The organism is Thioalkalivibrio sp. ALE16 (assembly GCF_000381305.1).
In the GTDB taxonomy this organism is placed as follows: Bacteria; Pseudomonadota; Gammaproteobacteria; order Ectothiorhodospirales; family Ectothiorhodospiraceae; genus Thioalkalivibrio.
The window spans coordinates 1-16,314 of sequence record NZ_KB906382.1 but is presented as its reverse complement, the minus strand read 5'-3'; the positions used below and the strand labels follow the sequence as shown (position 1 = coordinate 16,314).

The window sequence follows — 16,314 nt, the reverse complement described above, 5'->3', positions numbered from 1 at the left end:
CACTATGCGCACGTCGACTGCCCCGGGCACGCGGACTATGTGAAGAACATGATCACGGGTGCGGCGCAGATGGACGGCGCGATCCTGGTGGTGTCGGCGGCCGATGGCCCGATGCCGCAGACCCGCGAGCACATCCTGCTGGCGCGTCAGGTGGGTGTGCCGTACATCGTGGTGTTCCTGAACAAGGCCGACATGGTCGACGATCCGGAGCTGCTGGAGCTGGTCGAGATGGAAGTTCGCGACCTGCTGTCCTCCTACGACTTCCCGGGTGACGACACCCCGGTGATCACCGGTTCCGCGCTGAAGGCGCTGGAAGGTGACGAGAGCGAAGTGGGCGCCCCGGCGATCTACAAGCTGGTGGAGGCGATGGACAGCTGGATTCCGGAGCCCGAGCGTGCCGTGGACGGCGCGTTCCTGATGCCGGTGGAAGATGTCTTCTCGATCTCCGGTCGTGGCACCGTGGTGACCGGTCGCGTCGAGCGCGGCGTGGTGAAGGTCGGCGAAGAAATCGAGATCGTCGGTATTCGCGACACCCAGAAGACCACCGTCACCGGTGTCGAGATGTTCCGCAAGCTGCTGGACCAGGGCGAGGCGGGCGACAACGTCGGTATCCTGCTGCGCGGCACCAAGCGTGACGACGTGCAGCGCGGTCAGGTGCTGTGCAAGCCGGGTTCGATCACCCCGCACACGCATTTCGAGGCCGAGGTGTACATCCTGGGCAAGGACGAGGGCGGTCGTCATACGCCGTTCTTCAATGGGTATCGTCCGCAGTTCTACTTCCGTACGACCGACGTGACGGGTTCGGTGGAGCTGCCGGAGGGCACCGAGATGGTGATGCCGGGCGACAACGTCAAGATGACGGTGTCCCTGATCAACCCGATCGCGATGGAAGACGGGCTGCGCTTTGCGATCCGCGAAGGTGGCCGCACCGTCGGCGCCGGCGTCGTCTCCAAGATCATCGAGTGATACAGTAGACAAGTTGACAGATCCACCGCGAGAGGCGGCGCCGGGTGCGTCGTCTCTCGCGTTTGTTTCTTGTCGATTCGATTTATAGGCCAGTAGCTCAATTGGCAGAGCAGCGGTCTCCAAAACCGCAGGTTGGGGGTTCGAGTCCCTCCTGGCCTGCCATCTTCCGGATGGCGGCAGCACCGGGTGATACGTATTCATGAGTGAACAATCGGAACAGACCGGCGTGCTTGATACCGTCAAGCTCGCGGTGGCCGTGGCGCTGCTGATTGCCGGCGTCATGGGCTTCTATTGGTTCCAGGACGAATCCACTCTGATTCGCGTCCTCGGGCTGCTCGCCGTTGTGGGGGTCGCCATCGGCATCGGGATGACGACCGCCAAGGGCAGCCAGCTCGCCGGCTTCATGGGCAACGCGCGCACCGAGGTGCGCAAGATGGTGTGGCCCACCCGCGTCGAGACGACCCAGACCACGCTGATCGTCATTGCTGTCGTGATCCTGGTGGGGATCTTCCTCTGGCTCCTGGACATGTTCCTGGGCTGGGGCATCAGTCGGTTCATCGGATAAGCATCAGGATTCTCGACCATGGCACTACGCTGGTACGTCGTACAGGCATTCTCGGGTTTCGAGGCGCAGGTGAAGCGGTCCCTGGAGGAGCGCATCGAGCGCTTCGGCATGCAGGATCACTTTGGCGAGATCCTCGTCCCCACCGAGGAGGTCGTCGAGATGAAGGACGGCCAGAAGCGCAAGAGCGAACGCAAGTTCTTCCCCGGCTACGTGCTGGTGCAGATGGACCTGAACGACGAGGCCTGGCACCTGGTGAAGGCCGTGCCGCGCGTGCTCGGCTTTATCGGCGGGACGGCCGATCGCCCGGCCCCGATTAGCGACAAGGAAGCCGACGCCATCCTGCAGCGCATGCAGGAAGGCGCCGAGAAGCCGCGCCCGAAGGTCCTGTTCGAGGTGGGCGAGATGGTTCGCGTGATCGATGGGCCGTTCAACGACTTCAACGGCGTGGTCGAAGAGGTCAACTACGACAAGAGCCGCCTGCTGGTGGCCGTCCAGATTTTCGGCCGCTCGACGCCCGTGGAACTGGAGTTCCACCAAGTCGAGAAAACCTGACCGACGCGCAAGCGTCGTTACCTGCTGATCGGGGAGCCGCGAGGCGTTCGCACCCGAGGGAGTTCTCATGGCAAAGAAAATCGAAGCGTATATCAAGCTTCAGGTCCCGGCCGGCAAGGCCAACCCGAGCCCGCCCGTGGGCCCCGCGCTGGGTCAGCGCGGTGTGAACATCATGGAGTTCTGCAAGGCGTTCAACGCGCAGACCCAGGAAATGGAGCCCGGTCTGCCGATCCCGGTGGTTATCACCGTGTACGCCGATCGCAGCTTCACGTTCATCACCAAGACGCCGCCGGCGGCGATCCTGCTGAAGAAGGCCGCGGGCATCCAGTCCGGGTCCGGTCAGCCGAATACCAACAAGGTGGGTACGGTCACCCGTGCCCAGCTGGAAGAGATCGCGAAGACCAAGGAACCCGACCTGACGGCGGCGGATCTGGATGCCGCGGTCCGTACCATTGCCGGTAGTGCCCGCAGTATGGGCCTCGAAGTGGAGGGTCTCTGACATGGCAAAGCTTTCCAAGCGTATGCAGGCCATCCGCGAGAAGGTCGAACCGACCCGTCTGTATCCGGTGACCGAGGCCTTTGATCTCCTGCGTGACCTGCCCAAGGCCAAGTTCCGCGAGTCGGTCGATGTCGCCGTGAACCTCGGCGTTGATCCGCGCAAGTCCGATCAGGTGGTGCGTGGTTCCACCGTGCTGCCGCACGGCAACGGCAAGACCGTTCGCGTGGCCGTGTTCACCCAGGGTGCCAACGCCGATGCGGCGAAGGAAGCCGGCGCGGACGTGGTCGGTATGGACGACCTCGCCGAACAGGTGAAGGCCGGTCAGATGGACTTCGACGTGGTGATCGCCTCCCCGGACGCGATGCGCGTGGTCGGTCAGCTGGGCCAGATCCTCGGCCCGCGCGGCCTGATGCCGAACCCGAAGGTCGGCACCGTGACCCCCGATGTGGCCACCGCGGTGACCAACGCCAAGGGCGGCCAGGTGCGCTATCGCACCGACAAGGGCGGCATCGTGCACTGCACGATCGGCGCGGCGGATTTCGAATCCAGTGCGCTTGCCGAGAACCTGAACGCCCTGCTGGCCGATCTGGTCAAGATGAAGCCGGCGACCTCCAAGGGTCAGTACGTCAAGGGCGTGGTGGTGTCGACCACCATGGGTCCGGGCGTCAAGGTCGATCAGGGCTCGCTGAGCCTCTGAGCAACAACATTCGGTTTTTGGTCGGCTGTCGCGCAAGCGGCACGCCATCCAAGACCGCAGGCGCGGGGCCTTCGGGCCCGGCTTAATACCTCAGCCTGCGCAGATGGTGTCACCCGATTCAGGAAGTACCTGCGACGGGAGCACCGCAGTACCGGGTTCGCCCGGTTTCACGACCGCCTCCGGGTGGTCTTACTAGAGGAGAGTCAACGTGGCTTTGAATCTCGATGACAAGAAGGTGATTGTCTCGGAACTGGCTACGGTTGCTGCCTCGGCACATTCCGCGGTCGCCGCGGAATATCGGGGTCTCTCGGTAGCGCAGATGACCGACCTGCGTCGGCAGGCACGGTCCTCCGGTGTCTATCTGCGAGTGGTGAAGAACAACCTCGCCAAGCGTGCCATTGAGGGTACGGATTTCGAGTGCATGCAGCCCGAGCTGCATGGCCCGCTGATCCTGGCCTTCAGTGAAGAGGAGCCCAGCTCCGCCGCGCGCCTGGTGAAGGACTTCGCCAAGGAGAACGATCAGCTGAAGGTCCGGCTGGTGTCCTTTGGTGGGCAGCTCATGGGGGCGAACGATCTCGATCGCCTCGCGAGCCTGCCGACGCGTGAAGAGGCCCTTGCGCAGCTTCTCGCCACCATGAAGGCGCCGCTCGACAAGTTCGCCCGTACGGTGAACGAAGTCCCCGGCAAGCTGGTGCGTACCGTTGCAGCAATCCGTGACCAGAAACAGGCAGCCTGAACCCTTACCGCCTTTTTCTGCAGCAAGTACTGAATGAATTCGGGTACGACCCGTTAGGAGAGTTAGAAATGGCCGTTTCGAAAGAAGATATCCTGGAAGCCATCGGCAACATGACGGTCCTCGAGATCGTGGACCTGATCAGCGAGATGGAAGAGAAGTTCGGCGTGTCCGCCGCTGCCGCCGTCGCGGCCGCCCCGGCCGCTGCCGGTGGTGGTGAAGCCGCCGCCGCCGAAGCCAAGGACGAGTTCGACGTCGTGATGTCCAGCTTCGGCGACAACAAGGTCGGCGTGATCAAGGTCGTGCGCGGCCTGACCGGGCTGGGTCTGAAGGAAGCCAAGGAAATGGTCGAAGGCGTGCCGGCGACCGTGAAGGAAGGCGCGCCGAAGGAAGAGGCCGAGAAGATGAAGACGGAACTGGAAGAAGCGGGCGCCACCGTCGAACTGAAGTAAGAAGGCGCTTGCGCCTGTTGTTTTCGTGTACATCACGAAGCCCTGAGGCTGGCGGCCGTTTGGTCGTCAGCCTCAGCCCGTGGTGGCGCGGGTTTTGTTCCGCGTTGTTCAGCTAGCCTCCGAGGTAAGCCATGGCCCTCAGTTATACCGAAAAGAAACGTATCCGCAAGGACTTCGGGAAGCGTCCCCAGATCCTCGACGTCCCGTACCTGCTCGAGACCCAGTTGACCTCCTATCGGGATTTCCTGCAGGCGGATCAAGCGCCGGACGGGCGTGATTCCCTCGGCCTGCATGCGGCGTTTCAGTCGGTCTTCCCCATCGTCAGCTATTCCGGTCATGTCCAGCTCGAGTACGTGAGCTACCGCCTGGGCGAACCGATGTTCGACGTGAAGGAATGCCAGATCCGTGGCGTGACCTATGCGGCCCCGCTGCGCGTGCTGCTGCGCCTCGTGATCCACGACAAGGAAGCCCCGGCGGGCTCCACCGTGGTCAAGGAGGTCAAGGAGCAGGAGGTCTACATGGGCGAAATGCCGCTCATGACCGAGAACGGCACCTTCGTCATCAATGGCACCGAACGCGTGATCGTGTCGCAGCTGCACCGCTCCCCCGGTGTGTTCTTCGACAGCGACAAGGGCAAGACGCAGGGCAGCGCGCAGAAGCTGCTCTATAACGCCCGCATCATTCCGTACCGCGGTTCCTGGCTGGACTTCGAGTTCGACGCCAAGGACGGGGTATACGTACGCATCGACCGTCGCCGCAAGCTGCCGGCGTCGATCCTGCTGCGCGCACTGGGCATGGATACCGAAGAGATCCTGGCCACCTTTTTCGAATTCAACCAGCTCACCCTCGACGAGGATGGTGGCGAGCTGGACCTGATCCCCGAGCGCATGCGCGGCGAGACTGCCGTGGTGGATATCACCGACGGTGACAAGGTCATCGTCGAGGCGGGTCGCCGCATCACCCCCCGTCACATCCGGGAGATCGAGAAGGCCGGCATCAACACCCTGCGGGTGCCGGACGAATACCTGCTGGGCCGGGTGCTGGCCAAGGGCGTGGTGGACGAGTCCACCGGCGAACTGATCGCCGGCGCCAACGACGCCCTGACCCAGGAACTGCTGGACAAGCTGCGCGCCGAGGGTGTGAAGACCCTGCAGACGATCTACACCAACGACTACGACCATGGTCCGTACATGTCGGACACCCTGCGTCTGGACCCGACCAAGACGCAGCTGGAGGCGCAGGTCGAGATCTACCGCGTGATGCGCCCGGGCGAGCCGCCGACCAAGGACGCCGCGGAGAACCTGTTCTCCAACCTGTTCTTCTCGGAGGATCGCTACGACCTCTCCGCCGTAGGCCGCATGAAGTTCAACCGTCGCGTGGGTCGCGAGACCGACGAGGGCGAGGGCGTGCTGTCGCCGGAGGACATCCTGGATGTGCTAAAGGTCCTGATCGACCTGCGCAACGGCAACGGTCGCACCGACGACATCGACCACCTGGGCAACCGCCGCATCCGCAGCGTGGGCGAGATGGCCGAGAACCAGTTCCGTCTGGGCCTGGTGCGGGTCGAGCGCGCGGTCAAGGAACGTCTGACCGTCGCCGAGAGCGAGGGCCTGATGCCGCAGGAGCTGATCAACGCCAAGCCGGTGGCGGCCGCGGTCAAGGAGTTCTTCGGGTCCAGCCAGCTGTCGCAGTTCATGGACCAGAACAACCCGCTGTCCGAGGTCACCCACAAGCGCCGCATCTCCGCGCTGGGCCCGGGCGGCCTGACCCGCGAGCGTGCCGGCTTCGAGGTGCGCGACGTGCATCCGACGCACTACGGTCGCGTCTGCCCGATCGAGACCCCGGAAGGCCCGAACATCGGCCTGATCAATTCGCTGGCGGTGTACGCCCGCACCAACCGCTACGGCTTCCTGGAGACGCCGTACCGCAAGGTCGAGGACGGCAAGGTCACCGAGGAGATCGTTTACCTCTCCGCGATCGAGGAGAGCCAGTACGTGATCGCCCAGGCGAACGCGGCCATGGACGACGAAGGCCGTCTGAGCGACGACCTCGTCTCCTGCCGCCACCAGGAAGAGTTCACGATCTCGACTCCGGACAGGATCCAGTACATGGATATCTCGCCGAAGCAGATCGTGTCGGTGGCGGCCGCGCTGCTGCCGTTCCTGGAGCACGATGACGCGAACCGCGCCCTGATGGGTGCGAACATGCAGCGTCAGGCCGTGCCGTGCCTGCGTGCCGACAAGCCGCTGGTGGGCACCGGCATCGAGCGCGCCGTCGCCATCGACTCAGGCTCCGCGATCGTCGCCAAGCGCGGCGGGACTGTGGACTCGGTCGATGCCGGTCGCGTGGTGGTCCGGGTCAACGACGACGAGACCGTCGCCGGCGAGCCGGGCGTGGACATCTACAACCTGACCAAGTACTCGCGTTCCAACCAGAACACCTCCATCAACCAGCGGCCGCTGGTCGCGGTGGGCGACGAGATCGCCCGGGGCGACGCGATCGCGGACGGCTCCTCCACCGACATGGGCGAGCTGGCGCTGGGCCAGAACATGATGGTCGCGTTCATGCCGTGGAACGGCTACAACTTCGAGGACTCGATCCTGATCTCGGAGCGCGTGGTGCAGGAGGACCGCTACACCACCATCCATATCGAGGAGCTCAACTGTGTCGCCCGCGACACCAAGCTGGGCCAGGAAGAGATCACCGCGGATATCCCGAACGTCTCCGAGTCCCTGCTGAACAAGCTGGACGAGTCCGGCGTCGTGTATGTCGGCGCCGAGGTGAATCCGGGTGACATCCTGGTGGGCAAGGTCACGCCGAAGGGCGAGACCCAGCTGACGCCGGAAGAGAAGCTCCTGAGGGCGATCTTCGGCGAGAAGGCCTCCGACGTGAAGGACACCTCCCTGCGTGTGCCGTCCGGCATCGAGGGTACGGTGATCGACGTGCGCGTGTTCACCCGCGACGGTGTGGAGAAGGACGCCCGCGCCAAGTCGATCGAGGCCGACGATCTCGCCGCCGTGCAGAAGGACCTGAAGGACCAGCTGCGCATCTACGAGGACGATATCTACGCCCGCGTGGAGAAGCTGCTGGTCAACAAGACCGCCGCCGGCGGGCCGGACGGCCTGGGTGACGGCTCCAAGGTCACCAAGAAGTACCTGCAGGGCCTGTCCCGCGACAAGTGGTTCGAGGTGCGGCTGAAGGACGACGCGGTCAACTCCCAGCTGGAGGACCTTGGTCGTCAGATCCAGGACCAGCACGAGGCGTTCGAGAAGAAGTTCGAGCACCAGAAGGCCAAGCTGGCCGCGGGCGACGACCTGCCGCCGGGCGTGCAGAAGATGGTCAAGGTGTACGTGGCCGTGAAGCGTCGCCTGCAGCCGGGCGACAAGATGGCCGGTCGCCACGGCAACAAGGGCGTGATCTCGATGATCGTGCCGGAAGAGGACATGCCGTTCCTCGAGGACGGGACCCCGGTCGACGTGGTGCTGAACCCGCTGGGCGTGCCCTCGCGCATGAACGTCGGGCAGGTGCTGGAGGTTCACCTCGGGTGGGCCGCCAAGGGCCTGGGCGACAAGATCAACCGCATGCTCGAGGCGCAGGCCGAGATCGCGAAGCTGCGCGAGTTCCTCGACAAGATCTACAACCACCGCGAGCGCAAGGTGGACCTCGACTCCATGTCGGATGCCGAGATCATCACCCTGTGCAAGAACCTGCGCGGTGGCGTGCCGATGGCGACGCCGGTATTCGACGGTGCCGAAGAGGCCGAGATCAAGGAGATGCTGCGGCTGGCGGACCTGCCCGAGACCGGGCAGGCCCAGCTCTACGATGGCCGCACCGGCGACGAATTCGATCGCCCGGTTACCGTGGGCTACATGCACATGCTGAAGCTGAACCACCTGGTGGACGACAAGATGCATGCGCGTTCCACCGGCCCGTACTCGCTGGTCACCCAGCAGCCGCTGGGCGGCAAGGCGCAGTTCGGCGGTCAGCGCTTCGGCGAAATGGAGGTCTGGGCACTGGAGGCCTACGGCGCCGCCTACACCCTGCAGGAGATGCTGACGGTGAAGGCGGACGACGTGCAGGGCCGTAACAAGATGTACAAGAACATCGTTGACGGTGAGCACCACATGGAGGCCAACGTCCCCGAGTCGTTCAACGTGCTCATGAAGGAGATCAAGGCGCTCGGCATCAATATCGAGCTCGAGCAGGACTGATCTTCTCCGATCCGATTGTGATCCGACGGGGCGTGCGCGCCCCTCGAAACCAAGTTTGTGAGGCAAGCGAATGAAAGACCTCCTGAATCTGTTCAAGCAGCAGACCCAGCCGGAAGAGTTCGATGCGATCCGCATCGGACTGGCGTCCTCGGACCAGATCCGTTCCTGGTCCTTTGGCGAGGTGAAGAAGCCGGAGACCATCAACTACCGGACCTTCAAGCCGGAGCGTGACGGCCTGTTCTGCGCGAAGATCTTCGGGCCGGTGAAGGACTACGAGTGCCTGTGCGGCAAGTACAAGCGCCTGAAGCATCGCGGCGTGGTCTGCGAGAAGTGCGGCGTCGAGGTCACCCAGACCAAGGTGCGCCGCGAGCGCATGGGGCATATCGACCTGGCCTCGCCGGTCGCCCACATCTGGTACCTGAAGAGCCTACCGTCCCGCATCGGCCTGCTGCTGGACATGACCCTGAAGGACATCGAGAAGGTGCTCTACTTCGAGTCCTTCATCGTGACCGATCCGGGCTTCACCACGCTCGAGAAGCGCCAGCTCCTGACCGACGAGGAATACCTCGAGGCAATGGAAGAGCACGGCGACGACTTCACCGCGCTGATGGGCGCCGAGGCCGTGCTGAGCCTGCTGAAGGAGATGGATCTGCCGGCCGAGGCTGCCAAGCTGCGCCAGGAGCTGGCCGAGACCGGCTCCGAGACCAAGATCAAGCGTCTGGGCAAGCGGCTCAAGCTGGTCGAGTCCTTCCTCGAGTCCGGCAACAAGCCGGAGTGGATGATCATGAAGGTCCTGCCGGTGCTGCCGCCGGACCTGCGCCCGCTGGTGCCGCTGGACGGTGGCCGCTTCGCGACCTCCGACCTGAACGACCTGTATCGCCGGGTGATCAACCGCAACAACCGTCTGCGCCGCCTGCTGGAGCTGAACGCCCCGGACATCATCGTGCGCAACGAAAAGCGCATGCTGCAGGAGTCCGTGGACGCGCTGCTGGACAACGGCCGTCGCGGTCGTGCCATCACCGGCACCAACAAGCGCCCGCTGAAGTCCCTGGCCGACATGATCAAGGGCAAGCAGGGCCGCTTCCGCCAGAACCTGCTGGGCAAGCGCGTCGACTACTCCGGTCGTTCCGTGATCGTGGTCGGTCCGACTCTGCGCCTGCACCAGTGCGGCCTGCCCAAGCGCATGGCGCTGGAACTGTTCAAGCCGTTCATCTTCGGCAAGCTGCAGCGCCGTGGCCTGGCCACGACCATCAAGGCCGCCAAGAAGGCCGTGGAGAAGGAAGGCCCCGAGGTCTGGGACATCCTCGAAGAGGTGATCCGCGAGCACCCGGTGATGCTGAACCGTGCCCCGACCCTGCACCGCCTGGGCATCCAGGCCTTCGAACCGGTGCTGATCGAGGGCAAGGCGATCCAGCTGCATCCGCTGGTCTGTGCCGCGTTCAACGCCGACTTCGACGGTGACCAGATGGCCGTGCACGTGCCGCTGTCGCTGGAGGCCCAGCTGGAGGCGCGCACGCTGATGCTGTCCTCCAACAACGTGCTGTCGCCGGCCAACGGCGAGCCGATCATCGTGCCGTCGCAGGATATCGTGCTGGGTCTGTACTACCTGTCGCGCGAGAAGGTCAACGCCAAGGGCGAAGGGATGACCTTCTCCGACGTGGACGAGGTGCACCGCGCCTACGAGCACAAGCAGGTGGACCTGCATGCGCGCATCACCGTGCGCATCGCGGACACCATGGCCGACGTCGCCGAGGGCGAAGCGCTGCCGTCCATGCGCGTGGAGACCACGGTCGGTCGCGCGATCCTGTCGCGCATCATGCCCAAGGGTCTGCCGTTCGAGCTGATTGATCGCGAGCTGAACAAGAAGGCGATCTCCGGGCTGATCAACTCCTGCTACCGCCGCCTGGGCCTGAAGGACACGGTCGTGTTCGCGGACCAGCTGATGTACGCGGGCTTCTACTACTCCACCCGTGCCGGCGTGTCCTTCTGCGCCGACGACATGGTGATCCCGGACGAGAAGCACCCGATCCTGCAGGGCGCCGAGGACCAGGTGAAGGAGATCGAGGATCAGTACGCCTCGGGTCTCGTCACCAAGGGCGAGCGCTACAACAAGGTCGTGGACATCTGGTCGCACTGCAATGACCAGGTCGCCAAGGCCATGATGGAGCGCCTCGGCAAGGAGCAGGTCACCAACAAGGACGGCGAAACGGTCGAGCAGAACTCGTTCAACTCGATCTTCATGATGGCCGATTCCGGCGCGCGTGGTTCCGCCGCGCAGATCCGACAGCTGGCCGGCATGCGCGGCCTGATGGCCAAGCCGGACGGCTCCATCATCGAGACGCCGATCACCGCGAACTTCCGCGAGGGTCTGAACGTCCTGCAGTACTTCATCTCGACCCACGGGGCGCGCAAGGGCCTGGCCGATACCGCGCTGAAGACCGCGAACTCGGGCTACCTGACCCGTCGCCTGGTGGATGTCTCCCAGGACGTTGTGGTGACCGAGCCGGACTGCGGCACCGAGCAGGGCCTGTTGATGAAGCCGATCATCGAGGGTGGCGACGTCGTGGAGCCGCTGCGCGATCGCGTGCTGGGGCGTACCACCGCGGTGGACGTCCTCCGCCCGGGCACCGACGAGGTGCTGGTGCCCGCGGGCACCCTGCTGGACGAGGCCATGGTGGACACCCTGGACGGCGCGTCGGTGGACGAGGTGCTGGTGCGTTCGGCGATCACCTGCGAGACCCGCCAGGGCATCTGCGCCAAGTGCTACGGGCGTGATCTGGCCCGTGGCCACGAGGTCAACGCCGGGGAGGCCGTGGGCGTCATCGCCGCGCAGTCGATCGGCGAGCCGGGTACCCAGCTGACCATGCGTACCTTCCACATCGGCGGGGCCGCGAGCCGCGCGGTGACGGTCAGCGCGATCCAGGTGAAGAACTCCGGGGCCGCGCGTCTGCACAACCTGAAGACGGTCACCAACAAGGCCGGTAACCTGGTCGCGGTATCGCGTTCCGGCGAGCTGGGCGTGATCGACGATCAGGGTCGCGAGCGCGAGCGTTACAAGATCCCGTACGGCGCGACCATCACGGTCCATGACGGCGACACCGTCGAGGCCGGCCAGGAGGTCGCGACCTGGGATCCGCATACCCATCCGATCGTCACCGAGGTGGCCGGTAACATCCGTCTGGCGGATTTCGTCGAGAACGTCACCGTCACCAAGGAGACCGACGAGTTCACCGGGCTGTCGTCCAACGTGGTGCTGGATCCGAAGAGCCGCTCGTCGGCCGGCAAGGACCTGCGCCCGACGGTCAAGCTGCTCGACGACGACGGCAACGAGGTGTACATCCCGGGCACCGACATGCCCGCGCAGTACATGCTGCCGGCCAACGCGATCTTCAACCTGGAGGACAACGCCCGGGTCGAGGTCGGTGACGTCATCGCGCGCCTGCCGCAGGAGTCCTCCAAGACCCGTGATATCACCGGGGGTCTGCCCCGCGTGGCCGACCTGTTCGAGGCACGCCGTCCGAAGGAGCCGGCGGTGCTGGCGGAGATCTCGGGTACCGTGTCGTTCGGCAAGGAGACCAAGGGCAAGCAGCGCCTGGTGATCACCCCGGACAAGGGCGACCCGGTCGAGATGCTGATCCCGAAGCTGCGGACCGTGAACGTCTTCGAGGGCGAGCGCGTGGAGCGTGGCGAGGTCGTAGTCGATGGTGAGCTGGATCCGCACGACATCCTGCGCCTGCGCGGTGTCACCACCCTGGCCGAGTACCAGGTGCAGGAGATCCAGGACGTCTACCGCCTGCAGGGCGTGAAGATCAACGACAAGCACATCGAGGTGATCGTCCGCCAGATGATGCGCAAGGTGAACATCGTGGACGCCGGCGATACCAAGTTCCTCGCCGGGGACCAGGTCGATCGCGTGCGTGTCCTCGAGGAGAACGAACAACTGGGTGCAGACCAGCAGCCGGCGACCTACGAGCGCGTGCTGCTCGGGATCACCAAGGCCTCGCTGGTCACCGAGTCGTTCATCTCCGCGGCCTCCTTCCAGGAGACCACCCGCGTGCTGACCGAGGCGTCCACCCGTGGCGCCCGCGACGACCTGCGCGGTCTGAAGGAGAACGTGATTGTCGGGCGCCTGATCCCCGCCGGGACGGGCCTCGCCTACCACAAGGAGCGCCGTCGCAAGCGCGCGCTGGAAATGCCCGAGTTCGAGGCGGTCGAGGAGACCCAGGCGGCCACCGCCGAGTCCGAGCCCGCCACCACCGATCCGGGTACCGCGGAAGACGGGTCCGAGTGACCCGTCCCATCTTGACACTCACGGGGGCGGCGATTAGAATTCCGCTCCCTCGACAGGCCGGTCTCGGCGCCGGCCTGTCGTTATTTTTAGGCTAGGAGAAAGGGTTTCATGGCCACGATCAACCAGTTGGTACGCAAGCCCCGCAAGCGCCCCGTCGAAAAGAGCGATGTGCCGGCGCTGCAGGGTTCCCCGCAGAAGCGCGGGGTCTGCACCCGTGTCTACACGACCACCCCGAAAAAGCCGAACTCGGCGCTGCGCAAGGTTGCGCGCGTGCGGCTGACCAATGGCTACGAAGTCAGTAGCTACATCGGTGGGGAAGGCCATAACCTGCAGGAGCACTCGGTGGTCCTGATCCGGGGCGGCCGCGTGAAGGACCTCCCGGGTGTGCGCTACCACACGGTGCGCGGCAGCCTGGATACCCAGGGCGTGCAGAAGCGTGCCCAGGGCCGGTCCAAGTACGGCACCAAGCGTCCCAAGAAATCCTAACCGAGATCCAGTCCGGGAACTGAAACATGTCTAGAAGAGCAGCTGCCCCCAAGCGTCACATCCTCCCCGACCCGAAGTTCGGAAGCGAGCGCCTGGCCAAGTTCATCAACACGGTCATGCGTGACGGCAAGAAGTCCGTCGCCGAGCAGGTCGTGTACGGCGCCCTGGACCAGATCGAGTCCAAGCAGGGCGACGGGATGGGCGCGCTGGAGCGTGCCCTGGACAACATCCGTCCGCGCGTCGAGGTCAAGTCGCGCCGCGTCGGTGGCGCGACCTATCAGGTTCCGGTGGAAGTCCGCTCGGTGCGTCAGGACGCGCTGGCGATGCGCTGGGTGGTCGAGGCCGCCCGCAAGCGTGGCGAACGGACCATGGCCCTGAAGCTGGCTGGCGAACTGATGGACGCCGCCGACAGCAAGGGCTCGGCCGTGAAGAAGCGCGAAGACACTCACCGCATGGCGGAAGCGAACAAGGCGTTCGCCCATTTCCGCTGGTAAATCTGTTTAGAGAGGCTCACCGTGGCACGCAAGACCCCACTTAAGCGCTACCGGAACATCGGGATCAGCGCGCACATCGACGCCGGCAAGACGACGACGACCGAACGCATCCTGTTCTACACCGGTCTGTCGCACAAGATCGGCGAGGTGCATGACGGTGCAGCCGTGATGGACTGGATGGAGCAGGAGCAGGAGCGCGGGATCACCATCACCTCCGCGGCGACCACCAGCTTCTGGTCCGGCATGGCCAAGCAGTTCGACGAGCACCGGGTGAATATCATCGATACCCCCGGGCACGTGGACTTCACCATCGAGGTCGAGCGCTCCATGCGTGTGCTCGACGGCGCGGTCATGGTGTATTGCGCGGTCGGTGGTGTGCAGCCGCAGTCCGAGACCGTGTGGCGCCAGGCGACCAAGTACGCCGTGCCGCGTATGGCGTTCGTCAACAAGATGGACCGCGCCGGCGCCGACTTCCTGCGCGTCTATGAACAGATGAAGGAGCGCCTGCAGGCGAACCCGGTCCCGATCCAGCTGCCGATCGGCGCGGAGGACCAGTTCAAGGGCGTGATCGACCTGGTGAAGATGCAGGCCATCTACTGGGACGAGGACAACTTCGGGATCTCCTTCGAGTACAAGGATATTCCGGACGAGCTGAAGGCCGACGCCGAGAAGTGGCGCGAGAACATGCTCGAGGCGGCCGCCGAGGCCAACGAAGAGCTGATGGACAAGTACCTCAACGAGGGCACCCTCAGCGAGGAAGAGATCAAGTCTGCGCTGCGCCACCGCACCATCGAGCTCGAGATCGTGCCGATGCTGTGCGGCTCCGCGTTCAAGAACAAGGGTGTGCAGGCGATGCTCGACGCGGTCGTCGAGTACCTGCCGTCGCCGGAAGAGGTCAAGGCCATCAAGGGCGTCAAGGCCGGCACCGAGGAGCCGGTCGAGAAGCACGCCTCCGATGACGAGCCGTTCGCCGCGCTGGCGTTCAAGATCATGACCGACCCCTACGTCGGCTCGCTGACCTTCGTGCGCGTCTACTCTGGCGTGCTGTCGGCCGGCGACTCGGTCCTGAACACGCAGAACAATCGACGCGAGCGCATCGGCCGCATCCTGCAGATGCACTCGAACTCCCGCGAGGAGATCAAGGAGCTGCGCGCGGGTGACATCGGCGCCGTGGTCGGCCTGAAGGACCTGTACACCGGGACCACGCTGTGCGACCCGAACGACCCGGTCGAGCTGGAGCGGATGGAGTTCCCGGATCCAGTGATCTCCATCGCGGTCGAGCCGAAGACCAAGACCGACCAGGAAAAGATGGGTATCGCGCTGAACAAGCTGGCGCAGGAAGATCCGTCGTTCCGCGTGCGCACCGACGAGGAGTCCGGGCAGACCATCATCTCCGGCATGGGCGAGCTGCACCTGGAGGTGCTGGTCGACCGCATGAAGCGGGAATTCAAGGTCGAGGCGAACGTGGGTCAGCCCCAGGTGGCCTACCGCGAAACCATCCGCAAGACGGTCGAACAGGAAGGCAAGTTCGTGCGTCAGTCCGGTGGTCGCGGCCAGTACGGTCACGTCTGGATCCGCATCGAGCCGCTGGAACCGGGCGAAGGCTACAAGTTCGAGAACGCCATCGTGGGTGGTGTGGTGCCGAAGGATTACATCCCGGCCGTCTCCAAGGGCATCGAGGAGCAGATGGCCAACGGTGTGCTCGCCGGGTATCCGGTCGAGGACGTCAAGGTCACCCTGTTCGACGGTTCCTACCATGACGTCGACTCCAACGAGATGGCGTTCAAGGTGGCCGGTTCGATGGCCTTCAAGGAAGGCGCCCTGAAGGCGGGTGCCGTGCTGCTCGAGCCGATGATGAAGGTCGAGGTCGAGACGCCCGAGGAGTACATGGGCGACGTGATGGGCGACCTTAATCGCCGCAGGGGTCTGGTGAAGGGCATGGAAGACGTGGCCGGCCAGAAGCTGCTGAAGGCCGAGGTGCCGCTGTCCGAGATGTTCGGCTACTCGACCCAGCTGCGCTCGATGAGCCAGGGCCGCGCGACCTACTCGATGGAATTCGAGAAGTACGCCGAGGCCCCCGCCCAGATCGCCGAGGCGGTTGCCGCCAAGGCGTCCTGATACCGAATTCGCGTTATTTGAAAGAACTGCAAGAGGTTTGAGCTGTGTCCAAGGAAAAGTTCGAGCGTAAGAAGCCGCATGTGAATGTGGGGACGATTGGTCATGTGGACCATGGGAAAACGACGCTGACGGCGGCGATGACGGCGGTGCTGGGCAAGAAGTACGGGAGCGAAGCCCGTGCGTTTGACCAGATCGACAATGCGCCGGAAGAGAAGGCGCGCGGGATCACGATTGCGACCGCGCACGTCGA

At 64.5% G+C, this 16,314-nt stretch carries 13 protein-coding genes and 1 tRNA gene; all 14 read left to right on the top strand.

Annotation, left to right across the window (positions count from 1 at the left end):
- Positions 1–966: elongation factor Tu (tuf, locus tag F627_RS0115250; protein WP_019584567.1), on the top strand; the 966-nt coding region annotated here is incomplete at its 5' end.
- Between the two features lie 86 nt (positions 967–1,052).
- A tRNA-Trp gene (locus F627_RS0115245) sits at positions 1,053–1,128 on the top strand.
- A gap of 37 nt (positions 1,129–1,165) precedes the next feature.
- The gene (gene secE, locus F627_RS0115240) at positions 1,166–1,531 is read left to right on the top strand and encodes a preprotein translocase subunit SecE (RefSeq protein WP_017940469.1); all 366 of its coding nucleotides are present in this window, start codon (positions 1,166–1,168) and stop codon (positions 1,529–1,531) included.
- An 18-nt stretch (positions 1,532–1,549) separates the two neighbouring features.
- On the top strand, positions 1,550–2,083 hold the full coding sequence (gene nusG, locus F627_RS0115235) for a transcription termination/antitermination protein NusG (protein ID WP_017940468.1): 534 nt from the start codon (positions 1,550–1,552) through the stop codon (positions 2,081–2,083).
- 67 nt (positions 2,084–2,150) lie between these two features.
- Positions 2,151–2,582, top strand: coding sequence for a 50S ribosomal protein L11 (rplK, locus tag F627_RS0115230; protein ID WP_018867954.1), 432 nt, complete (start codon positions 2,151–2,153; stop codon positions 2,580–2,582).
- A 1-nt stretch (position 2,583) separates the two neighbouring features.
- Positions 2,584–3,279 carry a 50S ribosomal protein L1 gene (rplA, locus tag F627_RS0115225; protein ID WP_018867955.1) on the top strand — a complete coding sequence of 232 codons (696 nt, stop codon included), beginning with the start codon at positions 2,584–2,586 and terminating at the stop codon, positions 3,277–3,279.
- A 214-nt stretch (positions 3,280–3,493) separates the two neighbouring features.
- Positions 3,494–4,015, top strand: coding sequence for a 50S ribosomal protein L10 (gene rplJ, locus F627_RS0115220; protein ID WP_018867956.1), 522 nt, complete (start codon positions 3,494–3,496; stop codon positions 4,013–4,015).
- 68 nt (positions 4,016–4,083) lie between these two features.
- Positions 4,084–4,464 carry a 50S ribosomal protein L7/L12 gene (rplL, locus tag F627_RS0115215; protein WP_018867957.1) on the top strand — a complete coding sequence of 127 codons (381 nt, stop codon included), beginning with the start codon at positions 4,084–4,086 and terminating at the stop codon, positions 4,462–4,464.
- A gap of 131 nt (positions 4,465–4,595) precedes the next feature.
- On the top strand, positions 4,596–8,675 hold the full coding sequence (gene rpoB, locus F627_RS0115210; protein ID WP_019584566.1) for a DNA-directed RNA polymerase subunit beta: 4,080 nt from the start codon (positions 4,596–4,598) through the stop codon (positions 8,673–8,675).
- 70 nt (positions 8,676–8,745) lie between these two features.
- Positions 8,746–12,966, top strand: coding sequence for a DNA-directed RNA polymerase subunit beta' (rpoC, locus tag F627_RS0115205; RefSeq protein ID WP_018867959.1), 4,221 nt, complete (start codon positions 8,746–8,748; stop codon positions 12,964–12,966).
- Between the two features lie 108 nt (positions 12,967–13,074).
- The gene (gene rpsL / locus F627_RS0115200) at positions 13,075–13,452 is read left to right on the top strand and encodes a 30S ribosomal protein S12 (protein ID WP_017940461.1); all 378 of its coding nucleotides are present in this window, start codon (positions 13,075–13,077) and stop codon (positions 13,450–13,452) included.
- A gap of 26 nt (positions 13,453–13,478) precedes the next feature.
- Complete coding sequence (rpsG, locus tag F627_RS0115195; RefSeq protein ID WP_018175517.1) at positions 13,479–13,946, top strand: 30S ribosomal protein S7; 468 nt, start codon at positions 13,479–13,481, stop codon at positions 13,944–13,946.
- A gap of 21 nt (positions 13,947–13,967) precedes the next feature.
- Positions 13,968–16,064: an elongation factor G gene (gene fusA, locus F627_RS0115190; protein ID WP_018867960.1), complete on the top strand. Its 2,097-nt coding sequence runs from the start codon at positions 13,968–13,970 to the stop codon at positions 16,062–16,064.
- Positions 16,065–16,108: 44 nt separating this feature from the next.
- The coding region (locus tag F627_RS16080) for a GTP-binding protein (RefSeq protein WP_231370173.1) at positions 16,109–16,314 on the top strand (206 nt) is incomplete at its 3' end.

Coding starts and splice junctions, on each gene's coding strand:
- rplA (WP_018867955.1), top strand. CDS start 2,584: ATGGCAAAGCTTTCCAAGCGTATGCAGGCCATCCGCGAGAAGGTCGAA.
- rpoB (WP_019584566.1), top strand. CDS start 4,596: ATGGCCCTCAGTTATACCGAAAAGAAACGTATCCGCAAGGACTTCGGG.
- nusG (WP_017940468.1), top strand. CDS start 1,550: ATGGCACTACGCTGGTACGTCGTACAGGCATTCTCGGGTTTCGAGGCG.
- rplL (WP_018867957.1), top strand. CDS start 4,084: ATGGCCGTTTCGAAAGAAGATATCCTGGAAGCCATCGGCAACATGACG.
- rplK (WP_018867954.1), top strand. CDS start 2,151: ATGGCAAAGAAAATCGAAGCGTATATCAAGCTTCAGGTCCCGGCCGGC.
- secE (WP_017940469.1), top strand. CDS start 1,166: ATGAGTGAACAATCGGAACAGACCGGCGTGCTTGATACCGTCAAGCTC.
- rpoC (WP_018867959.1), top strand. CDS start 8,746: ATGAAAGACCTCCTGAATCTGTTCAAGCAGCAGACCCAGCCGGAAGAG.
- rpsL (WP_017940461.1), top strand. CDS start 13,075: ATGGCCACGATCAACCAGTTGGTACGCAAGCCCCGCAAGCGCCCCGTC.
- rpsG (WP_018175517.1), top strand. CDS start 13,479: ATGTCTAGAAGAGCAGCTGCCCCCAAGCGTCACATCCTCCCCGACCCG.